Source organism: Oceaniradius stylonematis (assembly GCF_965223445.1).
In the GTDB taxonomy this organism is placed as follows: domain Bacteria; phylum Pseudomonadota; class Alphaproteobacteria; order Rhizobiales; family Rhizobiaceae; genus Roseitalea; species Roseitalea stylonematis.
The window spans coordinates 2876893-2896932 of record NZ_OZ244994.1 but is presented as its reverse complement, the minus strand read 5'-3'; the positions used below and the strand labels follow the sequence as shown (position 1 = coordinate 2896932).

Here is a 20040-nt window from a genome sequence, read left to right as displayed (position 1 = left end):
GAAACGGCCATCAAGGGCAATCGGCGCGCGGGCCGGTCTTATTGCCCCTGGTTTCGGACAATGCGGAACGCCTGCCGCCCGGCATGGGCCACTTCCGGCAGATAGACGGTCATCGCGTCGTAGCGCGGATGTTCCGCCAGTTCTGCGGCAGACAAAGGCTCAAGCGACCAGCGCTCGGCAACGAAGGTGCCCGGCGCGGCGGCCTGCGCCAGCGCCTGCACGAAGCCCAGGTCGAAAACGATCGCGCCTTCCAGATCGACCGAGCGCAGTTCGGCACCGTCGAAGACGCTGTCCATGATGATGGCATCGCGGAACTCGGCCGCGTTCAGGCCGGCGCCGGTGAAATCGACCGCCGCCACAACGGAACCGGAAAAGGACGGCGCGATTGCCTGAATGCGCCGGAATGCCGTATCGATGATCACCGCATCGGTGAACATGGCGCCGGTCAGGAAGGTCGGCACCAGATCGACGCCCTCGCCCGAGAAGGGAAGCTCCACGTCGGAGGCGGCGATGCTGGAGAAGTCCGAGCCGCGCACCACCGCCTTTTCGAACACCGCATGTTCGAGCTTTGCGGCTCCGAACCGGCAGCCGACAAGGCGCACCAGGGTGAAGTCGGCAAATGAAAGCCGCGCATGGCGCATCGACACGCCGGGCAGCACTTCGCGTCTCACTTCGGCAAAACTGAAATCGGCGCCGACGAAGCTGAGCAGTTCGGTGTCGAGGATCGAATTGTCGACCAGCATCGAGAGGAGATCGCCGCGCTCGGGGCTGAGCGGGGAATCGATCAGTTCGGTGGTCTCATTGTCCGCATCGAAGTCGGCCAGCATGTCCGGCGCGATCAGCGCGTCCTGCCGCCGGCTGAGCGCCTTCATGGTGAGCGAATTGTCGTCGAGCGGATTGGCCTGGCGCGGCCGCAGGTAAAGATAGGGCCGGGCGACGAGCGTCGCGGCGACGATGCGGCTGCGCACGGACGTGGACAGATCGGCCAGGCCGAAATCGTCAATGTCGTTGCCGGCCTCCAGATAGGCCTGCCGCTCGCCGCCGATCAGCGCGCCGATCTCGATCACTTCGGGGCCGACCTGGGCGCTGCGCTCGGCCTCTGCGAGCTGGGTTTGCGTGTCGGACAGGCGCGCCTGCGCGCGCAACAATTCGGTCTGGTCGTCGATACGGGTGTTCTGCTCGGCCAGAAGCATCGACTGCGCGCGCAAGAGCCGGTTCTGCTCGAACAACAAGGCCGAGCCGGCAAGCGCCGCGATCGATGCAATCAGCCCGGTGATCGAACCGATCAGCCAGCGCCGCGTCGACACCCAGGCATAGCGCGCCAGCGCGATCTCGGCGAAGGTGCGCGCCGCGTCGGTGGCCGCATCGACCTTGCCTTCGGCAGCGCTCTTGGCGACATCGCTCAGTGGGCCGGCAAAGCGGCTCAGTTCGATCTCGCTGCGCCGGAACAGCCAGCGCCAGATGCGGTCGCGCAGCGCGAACACGACCGACAGGATCAGCGCCAGCGCGAACAGCACCGACAAAATCACCGTGATGACGAGCTGGCCGTAGTCGGCGACCATGGAAGGCGCGAACATGGCGATGGGAATGCCGCAGACAAAGCCGAGCACGAAGACGACGAGGCCGAAAGGGAAGCTCCGCCTTGGAAGATAGCGATACTCCGGTTCGCCGTCCGGCCGGCCTCCCGGCAATTCCTCGCTGATGTCCGGCTCGGTCACCGCTTCTCCCCCTTCCCGCCGGCGCAAATTGGCCGAACGGCCGGGAGCTTGCAACCGTCTTGCCGGCGCCAGCCCGGCTGCGGTGCGGCATCACATTCGCGTGTTCATTGCGCGAAGGGCTCGACGTTCCGACCCGAAGTCCGACATTGTCGGCAACCGAAGGGAGTCCGTCATGCACCGCAAGCTCTTTGCCGCCATCTTCCTGTCCGCGTTCGTGCTGACGGCGCCGGCCCTTGCCGTCGGCGGCGGCGACGACGACGCTTCGAACGACGCGGTGCGCCAATGCAACAACGGCGAAGTCTGGGATCGCGGCAAGAACGAGTGCGTGCCCGCGGACCAGCAAAGCCTCGACGATGACGCGCTCTTCGAAAACGGCCGTGCGCTGGCCTATCTGGGCCGGTTCAAGGAAGCGGTCACGGTTCTGGGCATGATCAAGGACCAGAACCGGCCTGACGTGCTCAACTATCTGGGCTATGCGACACGCAATGCCGGCGACCTACAGGCCGGCATAACTCACTATCGCCGCGCCATCGCGCTCGACCCGAACTACACGCTGGCCCGCTCCTATATGGGTCAGGCGCTGCTGCTTGATGGCGACCGCGCCGGCGCCATCGCCCAACTCGATGCCATCGAGACGCGCTGCGGGCGCGACTGCCGCGGCTACGCCGAACTGGCCGAGGCGATCGTGGCGGCGACCGAAGACCGGGCCTGGCGCTACTGAGGCGCATGGTTCCTTTCACTTGACGCAGCCGGCCGCGCCCGTCCATGTGCGCGCCATGACAACCGACTTCGCCGATCAGTTCGAGCTGGCTTCGCCAACAGGGTCCAGTCTGCACGTCTACCATCAGCCGGCGACGGACGATGTCCGCGCGGTCGTGCAGATCAACCACGGCCTTGCCGAACATGCCGCGCGCTACGCGCGTTTCGCACACGCGCTGTCAGCGAAAGGCATCGCTGTCTACGCCCACGACCATCGCGGCCATGGCGCGACGACGGCGCCAAACGCGCCGCCCGGCAGTTTTTCCACTCAAGGCGACGGAGTCGCCAAGGTGCTCGGCGATGTGGGCGCCGTGCACGCGCGCATTCGCGATCGTCATGGATCGATCCCGATCTTCATCTTCGGCCATTCGATGGGCGGACTGATCACGATGAACTACGCGTTGCGCCATCCGGAGGGGCTGTCCGGCGCAGCCGTCTGGAACGCCAATTTTTCGGGCGGTCTCGCCGGCCGTGCAGCGCAACTGATCCTCAAATGGGAGCGTCTGCGGCTGGGCAACGATGTGCCCTCGCGATTGCTGCCGAAGCTCACCTTCGCGCAATGGGCCAGGGCGGTGCCGAACCGGCGAACCGATTTCGACTGGCTGAGCGACATCGATGCCGAAGTGGACGCATATATCGCCGATCCCTTGTGCGGCTGGAACGCATCGGTCGGCATGTGGCAGGACGTGTTCTCGATGATCTTTGCCGGTGGCGAGGTTGGCGATGCATCGCCGTCGGCGCGCGCGCTTCCGTTTCATCTCGTCGGCGGCGACAGGGATCCCGCAACCGATCGCGGCAAGGCCGTGACCGCGCAGGCCGAACGCCTGCGCAAGGCCGGCTTCGCCGATGTCACCACGACGGTCCATCCCGACACGCCCCACGAGACACTGAACAGCAGCATCGCGGATGAAGCGATTTCCCAGCTCGTGATGTGGCTCGATGAGCGCATCGCCTGATCCGGACACGACCGGGGGGATGGCGGCGCGGATTCCCGCACTCGTCATCCTCTTGCTGTGCGCGACGCTCACCGTCATGGCCGGCGCGACGATCGCGCCCTCCCTGCCGGGCATCGCCGCCCATTTCGAAACGCAACCGGGCGGAGCGGCGCTGGTGCCTCTGATCCTGACCGTACCGGGGCTGGCGATCGCCATCGCCGCGCCGCTCGCCGGCCTTCTCGCCGACCGGACACACAAGCGCCGGGTGTTGCTGACCGGCATCGTTGTCTACGTGGTCGCCGGTTCGTCCGGTCTCTATCTCGACACGATCGGCCTGATCACATTCGGCCGCCTGTTCCTGGGCGTCGCCGTCGGCGCGATCATGACCTCGGCGATGGCCTTGATTGCCGACCTGTTCGACGATGCCGAACGCGGGCGCATTCTGGGCTATCAGGCCGCGGCGATGAGCTTTGGCGGCATGAGCTTCATCATGGCCGGCGGATTTCTGGCCGATCTGCACTGGCGTGGGCCGTTCGCCGTCTATCTTGCGCCGCTGCTCCTGATTCCGTTCATCCTCGCATGGGTGCCTTGTGGGCCGCCAGCGGACAAGATGCCCGAGACGCGGGCGCCAAAAGGGCGTTTCCCCTGGGCGTTCACGGCGATGATCTGCGTTGCCGCCTTCGCCAATTTCTTCACATATTTCACCATACCGCTGAAACTGCCATTCATGCTGCGCGACATGGGCCTCGACAGCGCCGCACTCGCCGGCAGCGCGATCGCGCTCCTGACCTTTTCAAGCGGCATCGTAGCGCTTGTCTTCGGACGTATCCGGGCGATGGCACCGCCACCGCTTCTGGCCTCGCTTGCATTTCTGTTGGCGTCGGCAGGTTTCGCCACGCTGTCGCTGCAGCCGCCCTTGCCGGTGGTGTTCGGGCTGATGGTGCTGGTCGGCTGCGCGTCGGGCATCGTGCTGCCGAACGCGACCACTTGGCTTTATTCCCGCGTGCCGCCGGCCATGCGCGGTCAGGCAGCAGGCCTGATGACGATGTCGGTATTCATGGCGCAGTTTCTGGCCGCGCCGTTCGTGCTGCTGATCGATCCGCTGGGCGGCATTGGCGGCGTCTATATGAGCGCGGCCTTCATTGCGCTGCTGACCGCGCTGTTCTACATCATCGTGGACCGGCGACTGCGGGCAGGGTGACGCACCCCGAAAGCTCTGGTAGGGCAGACCCACTTCCATCGGAAAGGGGTGCGCCATGGAACTGCTGCAAGGGCTTTTCACGATCGAGAACCTGACGACCCTCCTTGTGCTGACGGCGCTGGAGACAGTTCTGGGTTTCGACAATCTTCTCTACATCTCGCTGGAGGCGAAAAAGGCGGGAGAGGAGCATGAGGAGCGCATTCGCAGGCTGGGCATCATCCTTGCCATCGTGCTGCGCATCGTCCTGCTGTTCGTGGTCCTGCAACTGATCCAGGCGTTCCAGGAACCGTTCGCGACCATCTCCATCCCGCCCTTCATCGAGGGTGAGATTTCCGGCCATGCGCTGATCGTCCTGGCCGGTGGCGTGTTCCTCATCTACACGGCGATGCGCGAGATCTTCCACCTTCTGGCGATCGACGATATCGGGCACGCGGCCGAACGGGCGGCAAACGCCTCGCCGATGCGCGCGCTGTTCTGGATCACCGCGATGAACGTCGTCTTCTCCTTCGACACGGTTTTGTCCGCCGTCGCGCTGACCGACAATTTCGCCGTCATGACAACTGCCATCATCGTGTCAGGCGCGCTGATGGTGCTGATGGCCGAAACCGTCGCCGACTTCCTCAACCGCAACCGGATGTACGAAGTGGTCGGCCTTTTCGTTCTGCTGCTGGTGGGCATTCTTCTGACCACGGAAGGCGGCCATCTGGCGCATCTGTCCTTCTTCGGCTTCACCGTCGAGGCGATGAGCAAGACGACCTTCTACTTCGTTCTCGTCACCATGGTGCTTGTCGAAATCGTGCAGGGCCGTTACCAGCGCAAGCTGTTGGCGGAAAAGCGTCTTCAATCGCGCAAGCTCCGTCAGAGGGTCTGAAATCAACGGCAGGACATGACAAAATCAATTGCCGCCGAACGGCCGCTCGCGGGCATCCGCGTGATCGAACTGGCCCGCGTGCTGGCCGGCCCGTGGGCAGGCCAGATGCTGTCCGATCTGGGTGCCGATGTCATCAAGATCGAACACCCGGACGGCGGCGACGAGACGCGCGGATGGGGACCGCCCTTCATCACCGGCGCGGACGGCAAGCCGTTGTCGGCCGCCTATTTTCATGCCACCAACCGCGGCAAGCGCTCGGTCGCCGTCGACTTCAAGACCGATGACGGGCAAGCCGTCATTCGCCGCCTTGCGGCGACGGCCGATGTCGTGATCGAGAATTTCAAGGTTGGCGGTCTGGCCAAGTACGGGCTCGATCATGCCAGCCTTGCGGCGATCAACCCAAAACTTGTGACCTGCTCGATCACCGGTTTCGGACAGACCGGCCCCTACAAGGACCGGCCCGGCTACGATTTCATCATCCAGGGAATGGCCGGCTTCATGTCGGTCACCGGAGAGCCGGCCGGCCAGCCGATGAAGGCGGGCGTTGCCATCGCCGACGTGTTCACCGGCATCTATGCGGTTGCGGCGATCGAGGCGGCGCTGATCCGGGCGCTGAAGACCGGCAGGGGCTGCCATATCGACATGGCGCTGATGGATGTGATGCTGGCCGCCATGGCCAACCAGAACATGAACTTCCTGGCCACCGGAAAAGCGCCGCGCCGGCTCGGCAATGCGCATCCCAACATCGCTCCCTACCAGGTGATCGAAACCGCCGACGGGCACATCATCATCGCGGTGGGCAATGACGGCCAGTTCGCCCGCATCTGCGCTCTGCTGGAGCTTGAGGCGTTGCCGGCCGATCCGCGCTTTGCGACCAATGCGGCCCGGGTGGAGAACCGCGCGGCGCTGACAGGGCTGCTTTCGGAGAAGACCCGCCGATGGCAGCGTGACGATCTGGTTGCCGCCTGCGAAACCGCCAACGTGCCGACCGGACCGATCAATTCGATTGCCGACGCATTCGCCGACCCGCAGATCGTCGCCCGCGCGATGCGAGTCGATCTGCCCGATGCGTCAGGCAATGCGATCCCGTCGGTGCGCATGCCTGTGATGCTTGATGGTATCGCGGCCTGCGCCGACCGCCCATCGCCGGGGCTGGGCGAGCATACCGAGGAGGTTCTGGCGGAGTTGGAGGCCGGCTGACGCCTTGCGCCCCTACGCCACGGCGCGTGCCAGCGCGCACTGGCTCCACAGGTCGCACAGGGCGCTCGACAGGTGTGCGATGTCGGCATCGGTGTGGAACGGCGTCGGCGTGATGCGCAGCCGCTCGGTGCCCACCGGCACCGTCGGATAGTTGATCGGCTGCACATAGATGCCGTAATCGTCCAGAAGGATGTCCGAGATCCATTTGCACTTGGCCGCATCGCCCACCATCACCGGCACGATGTGGCTCGGATTGGCCATGTGCGGAATGCCCTGACGGTCGAGCGCGGCGCGCACCTTCCTCACAGCCTCCTGATGCGCAAGGCGCTTGTCGTCATGGGCCTTCAGATGCCGGATCGAGGCGACCGCGCCCGCCGCCAGCGCCGGCGGCAAGGCCGTCGTGAAGATGAAGCCCGAGGCAAAACTGCGCACGAAATCGACAAGGTTCTTCGAGCCGGTGATGTAGCCGCCCATCACGCCGAACGCCTTGCCCAGCGTCCCCTCGATGACGTCGATCCGGTCCATCAGCCCTTCGCGTTCGGCAACGCCGCCGCCGCGCGGGCCGTACATGCCCACCGCATGCACTTCGTCGATATATTTCAGCGCGCCATGCCTGTCGGCCACATCGCAGATCTTCTCGATCGGCGCGATGTCGCCATCCATCGAATAGACGCTCTCGAAGGCGACCAGCTTGGGCGCGGCCGGATCGTCCTGGGACATCAGACGATCAAGATCCTTCCAGTCATTGTGCCTGAAGATGCGCTTCTCGCAGCGCGAGTGCCGTATCCCCTCGATCATCGAGGCATGGTTGAGCGCGTCGGTGTAGCAGATGATGCCGGGGATCTTCGCCAGAAGCGTGCCGAGCGCGGCCCAGTTGGAGACATAGCCCGAGGTGAAGATCAGCGCGGCCTGTTTGCCGTGCAGGTCCGCCAGTTCCTCTTCGAGCTTCACATGGCCATGATTGGTGCCCGAAATGTTGCGCGTGCCGCCGGCGCCCGTGCCGCATTTGTCGATCGCCTCGTGCATTGCCGAAACCACGTCCGGATGCTGGCCCATGCCCAGATAGTCGTTCGAGCACCATACCGTCACATCGTGGGTCGAGCCGTCCCCGCGGTGCCGCGTCGCACGCGGAAAACACCCGCGCTGGCGCTCAAGCTCCGCAAAAACACGGTAGTTGCCTCCATCGTGCAAACCGGAGAGCTTGTCGGCAAAAAACCGGTCAAAATCCAGCTGGCCCTGAATTGGTTCCTGGCTTGGCGCGGTGATCGGCGTGATGGTCATCTTCGTCCTCGCATGGCACCTTCGCATTCGCGTTCGTGCCCGTGTTTCCTGCCCATATAAACCAGCGCGCCACTGATTGGAACGCTTCCAAAGTGGTGTGATTGTCGCAACCGGAACCGCGCCGGTCCTTGACACGGATCAATCCGGCCGGACCCGGGACGCGGCCCACCGGCCAGAACAAATTTTTCTCCGTAAGGGTTGGAGTTGGGAATGGCGTTCTTCTGACGGGATTCAATCGCACCTAAAATGGCATCTCGTTCCAAGAGGTGGGTACATGCGCCATTTTCCGGTTTTTGTGAATGTCGACGGCCGCCGCGTGGTCGTGTCCGGCGCGGGTGAAACCGCCATTGCCAAGCTGCGTCTTCTGTTGAAGACCCGGGCACGAATTTCGGTTTTCGGTGCCGATCCCGAACCGCTCGTCCGGCAATGGGCCGAAGAAGGCCGTATCACGCTGACAGAGCGCCCCGTCGAGACCGGCGACGCGCTCTGCGCCCGCCTCTTCTATGCGGCCAACGACGATGCCGCCGAGGACGCGCGCGCGGCAGCCATCGGCCACGCCGCCGGAGCGCTGGTCAACATCGTCGACAATCTCGACGATTCGCAGTTCATCACCCCGGCCATCGTCGACCGCGATCCGGTAACCGTGGCAATCGGCACCGAGGGCGCGGCGCCGGTGCTGGCGCGCAAGATCAAGGCCGATCTCGAAGAACGCCTGCCCGCTTCGCTCGGCGTCCTGGCCCGGATCGGCCAGGCCTTTCGAGCGCGCGCCGACATGCTGGGAGACGCCAGGAAACGCCGCGCTTTCTGGACGAAGTTCTATTCCGGCGCCGGCGACCGCGCCCTCAAGGCGGGCGGCGAACAGGCCGTGCGCAAGACGCTGGAAACGCTTCTGACCGACGGGATCGAAACGCGGCACCGGCCGGGCTTTGTCACTTTCGTCGGCGCCGGTCCCGGCGATCCCGAGCTCTTGACGCTGAAGGCCCGCAACGCGCTGCACGAGGCCGATGTCGTCCTGCACGACAAGCTTGTGCCGCAGCCGGTCATCGAACTGGCGCGGCGTGAGGCGATCGTCGTCGAGACCGGCAAGAAGGGCTTCGGAGACGCCTGGAAGCAGGACGACATCAACGCGCTGATGATCGATCATGCAAACAGGGGCGCCCATGTCGTGCGGCTCAAGTCCGGCGATCCGGCCGTGTTCGGACGCCTCGAGGAGGAACTGGACGCGCTCGATCGAGCGGGCGTCGGCTTCCAGATCGTGCCGGGCATTACTTCCGCATCGGCGGCGGCGGCATCGATCGGCCGGTCGCTGACGCGGCGCGGTCGCAACGCGTCGCTGCGCATCATCACCGGCCATGACGCGGAAGGCTTTGCCGATCACGACTGGCGCGCGCTGGCCCGGCCCGGCGAGGCGGCGGCGATCTATATGGGCATCAAGGCTGCATCGTTCTTGCGCGGGCGGCTGCTGATGCATGGTGCGGATGCGGAAACGCCGGTGACAGTGGTCGAGAACGCCTCGCGCGCCGACCAACGCGTCGTCGCCGCAACCCTTGGCACGCTGCCCGAGCGTCTCAGGCAGGCCGGTATCACCGGCCCGGCCATTCTGCTCTACGGAATCGCGCCACGCGGCGCGGCCTCCGCAGTCGCTGACATTGCCGACATGCACCATGAAGCGGAGGCCGTCTGATGGGGCGCCGGAAACACAAGCAGATCGTCACCGCGAACGATTTGTTCGAGGGCGACGTGATCTATCTGACCGGCGAAGGCGGCTGGACGCGTCTGCATGGCGACGCCGCCGTGGCGCACGATCCGGACGAGGCGCAGCGGCTGCTCGCCGTAGCCCAGGCGCAATCCGGCCAGATCGTCGGCGCTTATCTTGCCGATGCGGTAATCGGGCCCGACGGACGGCCGCAGCCCGTACATTTCCGCGAGGCGTTCCGCACGCGCGGCCCCTCCAACCATTTCCACGGCAAACAGGCGGAGGTCTGACATGTACCGCTATGACGATTTCGACGCCGATTTCGTGCGGGCACGCGTGGCCGATTTTCGCGAACAGGTCGAGCGCCGCATCGACGGTTCGCTCACCGAGGACGAGTTCAAGCCGCTGCGGCTAATGAACGGTCTGTATCTGCAACTGCACGCCTACATGCTGCGCGTCGCAATCCCCTACGGCACGCTCAATTCCCGGCAGATGCGTCAGCTGGCCATGATCGCCGAGCGCTGGGACAAGGGCTATGGTCACTTCACCACGCGCCAGAACATCCAGTTCAACTGGCCCAAGCTGAAAGATGTACCCGATATTCTGGACGCGCTCGCCGATGTCGAAATGCACGCCATCCAGACCTCGGGCAATTGCATAAGGAACGTCACCGCCGACCATTTCGCCGGCGCCGCGGCGGACGAGATCGAAGACCCGCGCCCGACGGCGGAACTGCTGCGGCAATGGTCGACCGACCATCCCGAATTCCAGTTCCTGCCGCGCAAGTTCAAGATCGCCATCACCGGCAGCCCCAACGACCGGGCGGTGACGAAGGCGCACGACATCGGCCTGCGCATGGTGCGCAACGACGCGGGCGAGCCCGGCTATGAGGTGATCGTCGGTGGCGGGCTTGGCCGGACGCCGATGATCGGCAAGACCGTCCGCGATTTCGTGCCGAAGGCGGACCTGCTGCCCTATCTGGAAGCGATCCTCAGGGTCTACAATCTCGCCGGCCGGCGGGACAACAAGTACAAGGCGCGCATCAAGATCCTCGTCCACGAAACCGGAACCGAGGAGATCAAGGCGCTGATCGAGGAAGCGTTCGCCGAGCAAAAGGCGCTGTTCCAGGCCCCGCCGGCGGACCTTGTCGCACGCATCGAGGCGGCGTTCGCGCCGCCGGACTTCGACAACACCCAGTCGCTCGTCTTCGACAGCGCACAGGCGGACGATCCGGTGTTCCGCTCCTTCGTCGAGACCAATGTGAGCGAGCACAGGAACCCGGCCTACGGCATCGTTTCGGTGTCGCTGAAGCCGGTCGGCGGCACGCCGGGCGATGCCTCAGCCGAACAGATGCGCGTTCTGGCCGACATCGCCGAGCGCTACGGCCACGACGAACTGCGCGTTTCCCACGAGCAGAACATCATCCTGCCGCACGTGCGAAAGGCCGACATTCCGGCCGTCCACGCCGAACTGAACAAGGCTGGGCTGGCGACCGCCAATATCGGGCTCTTGTCGGACATCATCGCCTGCCCCGGCATGGACTATTGCGCGCTGGCGACGGCCCGGTCGATCCCGGTCGCCCAGGAGATCGCGACCCATTTCGACGCGCTCAAGCTCGAACGCGACATCGGCCCGCTGAAGATCAAGATTTCCGGCTGCATCAATGCCTGTGGCCATCACCATGTCGGCCATATCGGCATTCTGGGCCTCGACAAGGCAGGCGTGGAAAACTACCAGATCACGCTTGGCGGCGACGGCACCGAGACGGCGACGATCGGCGAGCGGACGGGCCCCGGCTTTGCCGCCGAAGACCTGATCCCGGCGATCGAAGCGATCATCGACACCTATCTGGACTTGCGCCACACCGGTGAAGAAACGTTCCTGGACGCCTATCGGCGTCTTGGCGCACAACCCTTCAAGGACGCCATCTATGACCACCGACGCGACAGCGCCCGCGCCGCCTGACACGCAGGGCGCAACGCTCGACCTGTTGCGCGAAGCGCTCATCGACCGAAGGTTCGGCGACGTTGCCGCCGTTTCCTCGTTCGGCGCCGAGTCGGCCGTGCTCTTGCACCTGATCGCGAGCGTCGACCGGACGGCGCCGGTGCTGTTCATCGACACGGGCATGCTGTTCGCCGAAACGCTGGCCTACCGCGACGAGCTGGCGTCTCGGCTCGGCCTGACCGATGTGCGGACGATCCGCCCGGCGCGGGAGGCTGTGCGCGTTACCGACATTTGGGGCCGGCTTCACCTGACCGATCCGGACGCCTGCTGCGATCTGCGCAAGACGCAGGTGCTCGATGCGGCGCTCGAAGGGTTCGATGGCTGGATCACCGGCCGAAAGCGGCATCAGGCGCTGACCCGGTCGGACATCGAACCGGTCGAACAAGCGGCCAACGGCAAGACCAAGCTCAACCCGCTGGCCCTGTGGTCGCCGGACGATCTGGCCGCCTATGCTGAAGCCTTCGACCTGCCGCCGCATCCGCTTGTCGGTCAAGGGTATCCGTCGATCGGCTGCGCGGTGTGCACCTCGCCCGTCAAGCCGGGCGAGGATGCGCGTGCCGGCCGCTGGCGCGGCCGCGACAAGACCGAATGCGGCATTCACATCGTCGACGGCGCGATCGTGCGCGGACCATCGCCCAATGCCTGAAGAGAGGAACGCCATGATCATCGTCACCGACGCCGGGTTTGCGCCCGACGACCGCGCCGAACGGCTGATGGCCGGCACCTATGGCGAGGTGTCGCTGGCTGACCTTCAAGCGGGCCTTCCCGCCAACCGCCCGGCATCGATCGGTCTTGTCGCCGACAATGACATCGATGCGCATGCGGTCGCGCCGCACTTCAAGGTGCTCGATGCGATCATCATCGGCTTTCCGTCGTTCGCCGACGGGCGCGGATTTTCGCTGGCCATGCAATTGCGCCGGCTGGGCTTTACCGGACGGCTGGTCGCGCAGGGTCATGTCATCGCCGACCAGTATGTCCACGCACGCCGATGCGGCTTCGATGCGGTGGCGATCGGCGAGGGTCTGGCCGCACGGCAGCCCGAAGCGCAGTGGCTCGCCCGGTTGACGCGGATCAATGCGACCTATCAACGACGGTTGCATCAAGCGGCCCAGGTCGCCTAACTGGAGCCCATGACAATGAACGAGATGACGCCCATCGCCGGCGGTGCGCAGCCGGTCGCCCTCAAGGACGGGCAGACCGTGACGTGGGTGCGCCATTACACCGACCGGCTGTTCGCCTTCCGGCTCACGCGGCCGCAATCGCTGCGCTTCCGATCGGGCGAGTTCGTGATGATCGGATTGCCCGGCGACAATGGCAAACCGATCCTGCGCGCCTATTCGATCGCCTCGCCCTCCTGGGACGAGGAACTCGAATTCTATTCGATCAAGGTGCCGGACGGCCCGCTGACATCGCGCCTTCAGAAGATCCAAGTGGGCGATCAGGTCATATTGAAGACCAAGCCGGTGGGCACGCTCGTCATCGATGCGCTACTGCCGGGCAAACGTCTCTACATGCTGGCGACCGGCACGGGCATCGCCCCGTTTGCCTCGCTGATCCGCGATCCGGAAGTCTATGAAAAATTCGACCAGGTGATCCTGACCCATACCTGCCGTACCCGCGACGAACTGGTCTACGGCGCCGAACTGGTCGACAACCTCGTCAACGATCCGCTGATCGGCGAGATGGTCGACGGCAAGCTCGTCTACTATCCGACGACGACACGCGAGGAGAGCCCCAAGACCGGCCGCGTGACCGACAAGATCCGTTCGGGCGAACTGTTTGACGATCTCGGCGTGCCGGCATGGAGCATCGAAGACGACCGCGTGATGATTTGCGGCTCGATGGGCCTCAACCTCGAGATCAAGGAATTGTGCGAAGCCGCCGGCATGGAAGAAGGCGCCAACAACAAGCCCGGCCACTATGTGCTGGAAAAGGCGTTCGTCGGCGAGGCCGAGGCGGGTTGACGCAGCGCGTCTGAAAAACCCATCGCCATTCGACCATCATTGCGGTTAGACAGGCGGCATCATTGGTGCCGCTTTTCGTTTCGGGGGACAGTCTTTGGTCGAGCGTGTTGTCATCGTGGGCGGCAGCCATGCCGCGGTCGCGGTTGCCGACGATCTGCGCAAGCACGGGTTCGGCGGCTCGATCACGCTTTTGAGCGAAGAGACGACCCTTCCCTATCAGCGGCCGCCCCTTTCCAAGGCCTACATGTCCGGCGAGATGAGCCTTGAGCGGCTGAAGCTTCGCCCCGAAGACTGGTACCGCGATCAGAAGATCGACGCGCATCTTTCGACGCGCGTCATCGGCATCGACCGCCAGGCAAAAGAGGTGGTCACCGAAGACGATGCGCGGTTCGGCTATGATGCGCTGGTTCTTGCGACGGGGGCGCGCGCGCGGCGACTGCCCGCCGAGATCGGCGGTCGACTCGGCAATGTGCACACGATGCGCGATCTGCCCGACGCCGACGCGCTGATGGCCAAGATGGCCGACGGCAAGCGGCTCATCGTCATCGGCGGCGGCTATATCGGGCTGGAGGCGGCCGCAGAAGCATCGAAGAAGGGCATGGCGGTGACGGTGGTCGAGGCCGCACCGCGCATCCTGCAGCGCGTGGCCTGCCGCGAAACCGCCGACGCGTTCCGAGCGCTTCACGAAGGCCATGGCGTGAGCGTCCTGGAGAACACGCAGATCGCGCGCATCGCCGGGAACGCCGACGGCGCGGCGGCAGCAGTCGAACTGGATGACGGCACGTCCCTGCCCTGCGATCTGGTGGTGGTCGGCATCGGCATCGTTCCCAATGCCGAGCTTGCCCAGAGCGCCGGCCTCGACGTGGCGGTCGGGGTCACGGTCGACGACCGGGCCCGCACGTCCGATCCGGCCATCTATGCCTGCGGAGACTGCACCGTTTTTCCATTCGGACACATGCCGACGCGGCTCGAATCGGTGCAGAACGCGCACGATCAGGCCGGCATCGTCGCGGCCAACATCATGGGTCAGGATCTCGCCTATGAGCCGCACCCCTGGTTCTGGTCGGACCAGTACGACATGAAGCTGCAGATCGCCGGCTTCAACCGGGGCTATGACCGTGTGGTCGTCCGGCCCGGCAAGCGCGAAGGCAGCGTCTCGCACTTCTATTTCGCCGGCGAGACGTTCCTCGCCGTCGATTGCCTGAACGATGCAGCGACCTATGCGATGAGCCGCAAGATCCTCGCTGACGGCAAGGCGCTGACGCCGGACATGGTCGCCGACGAGACGTTCGATCTGCGGGCGTTCGCGAAGTAACCCCCGCGAACTATCCGGCAAACGGAGAAGTATGATGAGCCAACCCGAATTCGCCGTCATCGGCCTCGGCACGATGGGCGCCGCCCTGGCGCTCAACATCGCCGAAAACGGGTTTGGTGTCGCGGTCCACAACCGTTCGCCGGAACGTATCGACACGCTTGTCGCCAATGGGGGCGATCTTTCCGGGCGGCTGACGCCGGCCAAGACGCTGGACGATCTGGTTGCCGCGATGAAGGCGCCGCGCGCGATCCTGCTGATGGTGCCTGCAGGCCAGCCGGTCGATGACCAGATCGCCGCGCTGCTGCCCTTGCTGGACGAGGGCGACCTGATCATCGATGGCGGCAATTCGAGCTTTCACGACAGCGAACGGCGCGCCGCTGCGGTCGAAGCGCTCGGCAGGCGTTTCATCGGGCTTGGCGTGTCGGGCGGCGAGGATGGTGCGCGGCATGGCCCGTCGCTGATGGCCGGCGGCTCAGAGGAGGCGTGGGAACGCGCAGCGCCGGTGCTGACGGCGATCGCGGCGACCTACGAGGACGAGCCCTGTGCGGCGCTGCTCGGCGCGGCCGGCGCCGGGCACTTCGTCAAGATGGTCCATAACGGCATCGAATATGCCGACATGCAGATGATCGCCGAAGCCCATGGCATCATGCGCGACGGCATGGGCCGGACGCCGGCCGCGATGTCCGAGACCTTCGCCCGGTGGAACGACGGACCGCTGCGCTCCTATCTCATCGAGATCAGCGCCGCCGTTCTCAAGGCCACCGACCCCAAGACCGGAAATCCGATGATCGACATGATCGTCGACCGGGCCGGACAGAAGGGAACGGGCCGCTGGACGGCGATCGAAGCGCAGGAACTGGGCACGCCGGTGCCGGTGATCGATGCGGCGGTGACCGCGCGCAACGTCTCGGCGCGGCTCGAGGAACGGCAGCGCGGCGCAGACCGTTTCGGCGAGCCGGCGCGGCCCCTGCCGGACGGTGCGGTGACCGACACCGACCTTGAAAGCGCGCTGATCGCCGGCAAGATCGTCTGCTATGCGCAGGGCTTTGCGATGCTGGCCGATGGCGCCCGGGACAATGGCTGGGACCTGCGCCTCGCTGACGTCGCGCGTGTCTGGCGGGCGGGTTGCATCATCCGCTCGGCGATGCTGGACGACATGGCGACCGCGCTCGAACAGGCGCCCGATACGAGCCTTTTGATGGCACCGTTCTTCGCCGATCTGATGGAGCGCCACGTGCCGGGCTTGCGCAAGACCGTCACGGCCGCAAATGGTCACGGGCTGCCGGTGCCGTCGCTTTCGGCGGCGCTCAACTGGTTCGACATGATGGCGACATCGCGCTCGACGGCCAACATGATCCAGGGCCAGCGGGACTATTTCGGCGCGCACGGCTTTGAGCGCACCGACGAGGACGGCACCCATCACGGGCCGTGGTAAGACCGGGCGCCCCCTCTGGAAATCTTCGGAGGAATGGTGGAGGGTGAGAGACATTCTTCGAACCCGGAACCAAACCGGCCTGATCGTTCGAGGCGCAGCCGAGAGCGTGAATCAGTCCGGCAGATAGTGGTGGGCCTGGAGGGACTCGAACCCCCAACCAAGCGGTTATGAGCCGCCGGCTCTAACCAATTGAGCTACAGGCCCCACCCGGACCGTGCGTATCCGAAAGGTCCCAGCCGGGCAAGCGGTGTCGGAGAAACGGGCGCACACCATATTGTCTGCCCATTTGTCGGCCATTGCCCGGGATGACGGGACCTCTGCTCAAGGATGATCGCTTTGAAACCCATTCGCACCTCACCCATTGCCGCCGCGTTCGCGGCAACCGCGCTGACCGCCGCCGCCGGGCACGCAATCGCGGCCGACACCGACATCACGCCGCAAATCACCGTATCGGCCACCGGAACAGCGGATATTGCGCCGGACATGGCGGTGATCGGGCTGACGCTTCTGCGCGAAGCGGACACGGCGCGCGAAGCGCTCGATGCCAACACCGAAGCGATGGCCGAGGTGCTGGCGGCCATGCAGGCCGAAGGCATCGCCGAGCGTGACCTGCAGACATCGAACTTCAACATCCAGCCGCGCTACGTCTATCCCGAGCCGAAGGACGGCATCCGCCCGGCGCCGCGGATCGTCGGCTATCAGGTCTCGAACTCGCTCACCGTGCGCGTGCGCGATCTCGACAGGCTCGGCGCCATTCTGGACCAGTCGGTGACGCTGGGCGTTAATCAGGGCGGCGGCATCAGCTTCACCAATGACGACCCGTCCGCAGCCATCACCGAGGCGCGGACCAAGGCGATGAAAGCGGCGATGGGCAAGGCCGAGACGCTGACCGAAGCGGCCGGCATCGGGCTCGGCCGCATCCTGTCGATCTCCGAGCAGTCGTCCGAGCCAAGGCCGATGCCGGTTGCCCGCGCCGCGATGATGGAGATGGCGGCCGACGCAGCGCCCGTGCCGGTCGCGGCAGGCGAAAACACCTACCGCGTCAGCGTCAATGTGACGTTCGAACTGGCCCAATAGGCCGCGTCGAGAACGTCAGCCGGCCGAAAGGCCCGGCCAGTTGTCGTCGCCCTTGGTGATGTTGCCGGGGATATCGCGTTCCCAGCGGCTGCGCACGCCCTTGGAGAAGTTCAGATAGAGCTTGTCGTCGACCACGGTGAAGGCTTCGGGGTCGATCTTGGCGGTGTAGCCGTTGGCGACCGCATAGGCGCAATAGCCGCCATATTGCGGTGCGTAGCGGTCGGGATCGGCGGCAAAGGCGTCGCGGTTTTCGGCTGAGGCAAACTGATAAGTCGCGCCCTCATGGGTCGCGGTGATGGAGGGATCGCCCATCACCGCCGCGCCTTGCGTGAAATAGGCGACCGGGTCATGCCCCAGGATCGCGGCGCCGCCGTCCAGATTGACCTTGCCTGCCCAGGCCTTGCGGGCAGACCCCGCGATCAGCGCGGCTGCCACCGCGCCGGCGCCGAGCGCCAGAAACGCGCGACGGTCCAGATTGGCGGTTGCGGTCTTGACCTTGCCGCGAACGATATGGCGGGTCATGGCGATCTCCATCGGTTGAGCCCTGCGTTGCCGCCAAACTGTCAAAACGATCGATCACGTTCAAATCGCATCTTCTGACGCGAACACACATCTGCGTGAATCAGGCGAGCGCCTTGACCCAATACTCCATCGGCTTTTCGGTTTCGGCGGTCTCGCCAATGTCCTTCCAGCCATATGCCGTGGACAGGCCGTCGAGCCGCACATACCCGCGGTTGCGCCAGAAGCCGTCGAGCGGGACGTAACCGGCCGGACGCAGCGGATGGTTCGCCGGACGCACGACCGCCGAAAACAGGCATTTCGTGAAGCCCTGCCGCCGTGCCTCGCTCTCGCGCAGTTCGAAAAATCCGACGCCGACGCCCTGGCCGCGATAATCGGCCAGAAGGACCGATTCGCCGAAATAGAAGAAATCGTCCGGATCGAGCCCGCGCGCGGCAAACGGTTCGGCGAATTCGGCCTTGTGCTCGCCGAGCGGCGCCGCCGTTGCGGCGCCGACCAGTTCGTCGCCGTCGAATGCGCCGGCAACGAAGGCGCCATCTGCCTCGAGATAGGTGGCGAGGTAGCGGCGCTCATAATCCATGTCGCCATCATAAAGGTAAGGAAAGGCGCGGAAGACGGTGATCCGCAACCGCGCCAGATCGTCCAGACGCGATACGATCTCGTTCCGCGCCAGCGGACGGACCTTCGCCCGATCCGTCATGAAACCTGCGCGATCCAGTCCTTGTGATTGTAGTAGGTCGTCACGCGGCTGATGCGGCCATCGTCGACCTCGAAGAAAATGCCGGCCGGCAACGAATAGCCTTGGCCGCTGGCCGGCGGAAGACCGTCGGCAGTGGCAACATAGGTGCCGTCGACGGTGAATTCGGCGGCGGCGCGCACGCCGCTTTCGGAGACCATGATTTCGATGTCGCGCAGCGTCTCGCGGTAATGCCGCGACATCATCGCGTTGAACCGGCGAAACGCATCGCGGCCGATCTCGCGGCCGCCCTGATTGATGTCGTGGGCGACATCCTCGTGCAGCAGATCGGCCATGGACTCATAGTCGCTGGCGTTGAAAGCGTCGAAGTAGCGCTCGATCAGCGCCCGTGTCTCGTTCTGGCTCAAAGCTGCCCCCGCAAATGTCTATGCCGGCCGAACCTATCGGCCCACAGCCGAAACGCAACGGCCGACCTCACAGTTCCCCGCCGACCAGATGGTCAAGATATTCGCCGTCATGGGCCATGTCCTGCTCTCGGGCCGTCACCCGGCCGAAAACGGAAATGCCCGCCTCGTGCACGCTCATCGGATCGCCCGAGACAAGCGGGTGCCAGTCGTAGAGAGGCCGGCCCTCCGCCACCAGCCGATAGGCGCAGGTGCCCGGAAGCCAGACGATCTCGCCGACATTGTCGGGCGTCAGGCGCACGCAGTCCGCCACCTTTGCCTGCCGGTTCTCATAGTCCGTGCAGCGGCACGAGGCGGCGTCGAACAGCCTGCAGGCAACCGTCGTGTAGAGGATCTCGTCGGTGTCCTCGTCGATCAGCTTGGACATGCAGCATTTGCCGCAGCCATCGCACAGGCTTTCCCATTCCCGCGCCGTCATCTCCGTGAGCGTCTTGGTCTCCCAGAAGGGTCGGGGGGCGTCTTTGGCCACGGTCTCTCCTCAACCGGCGCGGCGGGCCCGATGCCAACGCTGCCAGCGCAGGAAACCGCGATAGCCGATTTCGGCCAGTTGGCGAAGCCCGGGAACCGAAAACACGAACGCAAAGCGCCGCCAGACCGGCAAAACGCGCCAGATGCGCGCAAAGGCATCGACGCCCACATGCCAGCCGCCATCGGCCTGATCGCGGACGTGAAACCGTCCGAGCAGCGCGTCGCGCGTCTTGCCTGCCGGCAATTCCGCATCGGTCAACGACTCGATGTCGATCCAGCGCACGGCCCCGGCCCGGTCGATCCTGCGGTAATAGCCGACTTCGATGCGGCAGACGGGACACCCGCCGTCATAGAAAACGTCGATGGCCGGCATGGGGGCCGACGCTTCAATACCCGATGTCTGATCGATGATAGCCATAATGCCGAGATAGTGCGC

General features: G+C 65.0%; 21 protein-coding genes and 1 tRNA gene. 14 read left to right on the top strand and 8 right to left on the bottom strand.

Annotation, left to right across the window (positions count from 1 at the left end):
• Positions 1 to 38 precede the first annotated feature (38 nt).
• Positions 39 to 1718 (bottom strand): pentapeptide repeat-containing protein, encoded by a 1680-nt coding sequence (locus tag ACOQOU_RS14320; protein ID WP_306024494.1) that lies wholly within the window; start codon positions 1716 to 1718, stop codon positions 39 to 41.
• A 172-nt stretch (positions 1719 to 1890) separates the two neighbouring features.
• Here ACOQOU_RS14320 and ACOQOU_RS14315 point away from each other — a divergent pair, with 172 nt between their 5' ends.
• From ACOQOU_RS14315 to ACOQOU_RS14295, 5 genes are read left to right on the top strand one after another with little or no spacing between them, the layout of a single operon-like run.
• Positions 1891 to 2439, top strand: coding sequence for a tetratricopeptide repeat protein (locus ACOQOU_RS14315; protein WP_306024493.1), 549 nt, complete (start codon positions 1891 to 1893; stop codon positions 2437 to 2439).
• Between the two features lie 55 nt (positions 2440 to 2494).
• On the top strand, positions 2495 to 3433 hold the full coding sequence (locus ACOQOU_RS14310) for an alpha/beta fold hydrolase (protein ID WP_306024492.1): 939 nt from the start codon (positions 2495 to 2497) through the stop codon (positions 3431 to 3433).
• Complete coding sequence (locus tag ACOQOU_RS14305) at positions 3417 to 4613, top strand: MFS transporter (protein WP_306024491.1); 1197 nt, start codon at positions 3417 to 3419, stop codon at positions 4611 to 4613. Before ACOQOU_RS14310 ends, ACOQOU_RS14305 begins: the two co-directional genes overlap by 17 nt.
• A 55-nt stretch (positions 4614 to 4668) precedes the next feature.
• Complete coding sequence (locus ACOQOU_RS14300) at positions 4669 to 5484, top strand: TerC family protein (protein ID WP_306024490.1); 816 nt, start codon at positions 4669 to 4671, stop codon at positions 5482 to 5484.
• A 15-nt stretch (positions 5485 to 5499) separates the two neighbouring features.
• Entirely contained in the window at positions 5500 to 6684 is a 1185-nt protein-coding gene (locus tag ACOQOU_RS14295) for a CaiB/BaiF CoA transferase family protein (protein WP_306024489.1), read from the top strand.
• Positions 6685 to 6696: 12 nt separating this feature from the next.
• Here ACOQOU_RS14295 and hemA read toward each other — a convergent pair whose 3' ends face one another.
• Positions 6697 to 7914 (bottom strand): 5-aminolevulinate synthase, encoded by a 1218-nt coding sequence (gene hemA / locus ACOQOU_RS14290; protein WP_420578888.1) that lies wholly within the window; start codon positions 7912 to 7914, stop codon positions 6697 to 6699.
• A gap of 325 nt (positions 7915 to 8239) precedes the next feature.
• Between hemA and cysG the strand changes: the two genes are divergently transcribed.
• The 8 genes from cysG to gndA all read left to right on the top strand — a co-directional run bounded on the left by cysG (position 8240) and on the right by gndA (position 16379).
• Entirely contained in the window at positions 8240 to 9649 is a 1410-nt protein-coding gene (cysG, locus tag ACOQOU_RS14285) for a siroheme synthase CysG (RefSeq protein ID WP_306025371.1), read from the top strand.
• Positions 9649 to 9951, top strand: coding sequence for a DUF2849 domain-containing protein (locus ACOQOU_RS14280; RefSeq protein WP_306025370.1), 303 nt, complete (start codon positions 9649 to 9651; stop codon positions 9949 to 9951). The genes cysG and ACOQOU_RS14280 overlap by 1 nt, the downstream gene beginning before the upstream one ends.
• Position 9952: 1 nt before the next feature.
• Positions 9953 to 11626 (top strand): nitrite/sulfite reductase, encoded by a 1674-nt coding sequence (locus tag ACOQOU_RS14275; protein ID WP_306025369.1) that lies wholly within the window; start codon positions 9953 to 9955, stop codon positions 11624 to 11626.
• On the top strand, positions 11592 to 12311 hold the full coding sequence (locus tag ACOQOU_RS14270) for a phosphoadenylyl-sulfate reductase (RefSeq protein WP_306025368.1): 720 nt from the start codon (positions 11592 to 11594) through the stop codon (positions 12309 to 12311). Before ACOQOU_RS14275 ends, ACOQOU_RS14270 begins: the two co-directional genes overlap by 35 nt.
• Positions 12304 to 12786, top strand: coding sequence for a DUF934 domain-containing protein (locus ACOQOU_RS14265; protein WP_306025367.1), 483 nt, complete (start codon positions 12304 to 12306; stop codon positions 12784 to 12786). The genes ACOQOU_RS14270 and ACOQOU_RS14265 overlap by 8 nt, the downstream gene beginning before the upstream one ends.
• A 15-nt stretch (positions 12787 to 12801) precedes the next feature.
• Positions 12802 to 13629, top strand: a complete 828-nt coding sequence (locus tag ACOQOU_RS14260) for a ferredoxin--NADP reductase (RefSeq protein WP_306025366.1) — start codon at positions 12802 to 12804, stop codon at positions 13627 to 13629.
• 94 nt (positions 13630 to 13723) lie between these two features.
• A complete protein-coding gene (locus tag ACOQOU_RS14255) occupies positions 13724 to 14944 on the top strand; it encodes an NAD(P)/FAD-dependent oxidoreductase (protein WP_306025365.1) in 1221 nt (406 codons plus the stop codon).
• Positions 14945 to 14975: 31 nt separating this feature from the next.
• Entirely contained in the window at positions 14976 to 16379 is a 1404-nt protein-coding gene (gndA, locus tag ACOQOU_RS14250; RefSeq protein ID WP_420578737.1) for an NADP-dependent phosphogluconate dehydrogenase, read from the top strand.
• A gap of 127 nt (positions 16380 to 16506) precedes the next feature.
• Here gndA and ACOQOU_RS14245 read toward each other — a convergent pair.
• Positions 16507 to 16583, bottom strand: a tRNA-Ile gene (locus ACOQOU_RS14245).
• A 123-nt stretch (positions 16584 to 16706) separates the two neighbouring features.
• On the opposite strand from ACOQOU_RS14245, the gene ACOQOU_RS14240 reads away from it, so the two are divergent.
• Positions 16707 to 17456 carry an SIMPL domain-containing protein gene (locus tag ACOQOU_RS14240; protein WP_420578736.1) on the top strand — a complete coding sequence of 250 codons (750 nt, stop codon included), beginning with the start codon at positions 16707 to 16709 and terminating at the stop codon, positions 17454 to 17456.
• A 15-nt stretch (positions 17457 to 17471) separates the two neighbouring features.
• On the opposite strand, the gene ACOQOU_RS14235 is transcribed toward ACOQOU_RS14240, so the two are convergent.
• The 5 genes from ACOQOU_RS14235 to ACOQOU_RS14215 form a co-directional block, all read right to left on the bottom strand.
• Positions 17472 to 17978, bottom strand: coding sequence for a YHS domain-containing (seleno)protein (locus ACOQOU_RS14235; protein WP_306025362.1), 507 nt, complete (start codon positions 17976 to 17978; stop codon positions 17472 to 17474).
• A gap of 100 nt (positions 17979 to 18078) precedes the next feature.
• Entirely contained in the window at positions 18079 to 18675 is a 597-nt protein-coding gene (locus ACOQOU_RS14230; RefSeq protein ID WP_306025361.1) for a GNAT family N-acetyltransferase, read from the bottom strand.
• Positions 18672 to 19079 carry a ketosteroid isomerase-related protein gene (locus tag ACOQOU_RS14225; protein ID WP_306025360.1) on the bottom strand — a complete coding sequence of 136 codons (408 nt, stop codon included), beginning with the start codon at positions 19077 to 19079 and terminating at the stop codon, positions 18672 to 18674. Before ACOQOU_RS14225 ends, ACOQOU_RS14230 begins: the two co-directional genes overlap by 4 nt.
• A 67-nt stretch (positions 19080 to 19146) precedes the next feature.
• On the bottom strand, positions 19147 to 19605 hold the full coding sequence (locus tag ACOQOU_RS14220; RefSeq protein WP_306025359.1) for a YcgN family cysteine cluster protein: 459 nt from the start codon (positions 19603 to 19605) through the stop codon (positions 19147 to 19149).
• Between the two features lie 9 nt (positions 19606 to 19614).
• Positions 19615 to 19977 (bottom strand): thiol-disulfide oxidoreductase DCC family protein, encoded by a 363-nt coding sequence (locus tag ACOQOU_RS14215; protein WP_306025358.1) that lies wholly within the window; start codon positions 19975 to 19977, stop codon positions 19615 to 19617.
• Positions 19978 to 20040 lie beyond the last annotated feature (63 nt).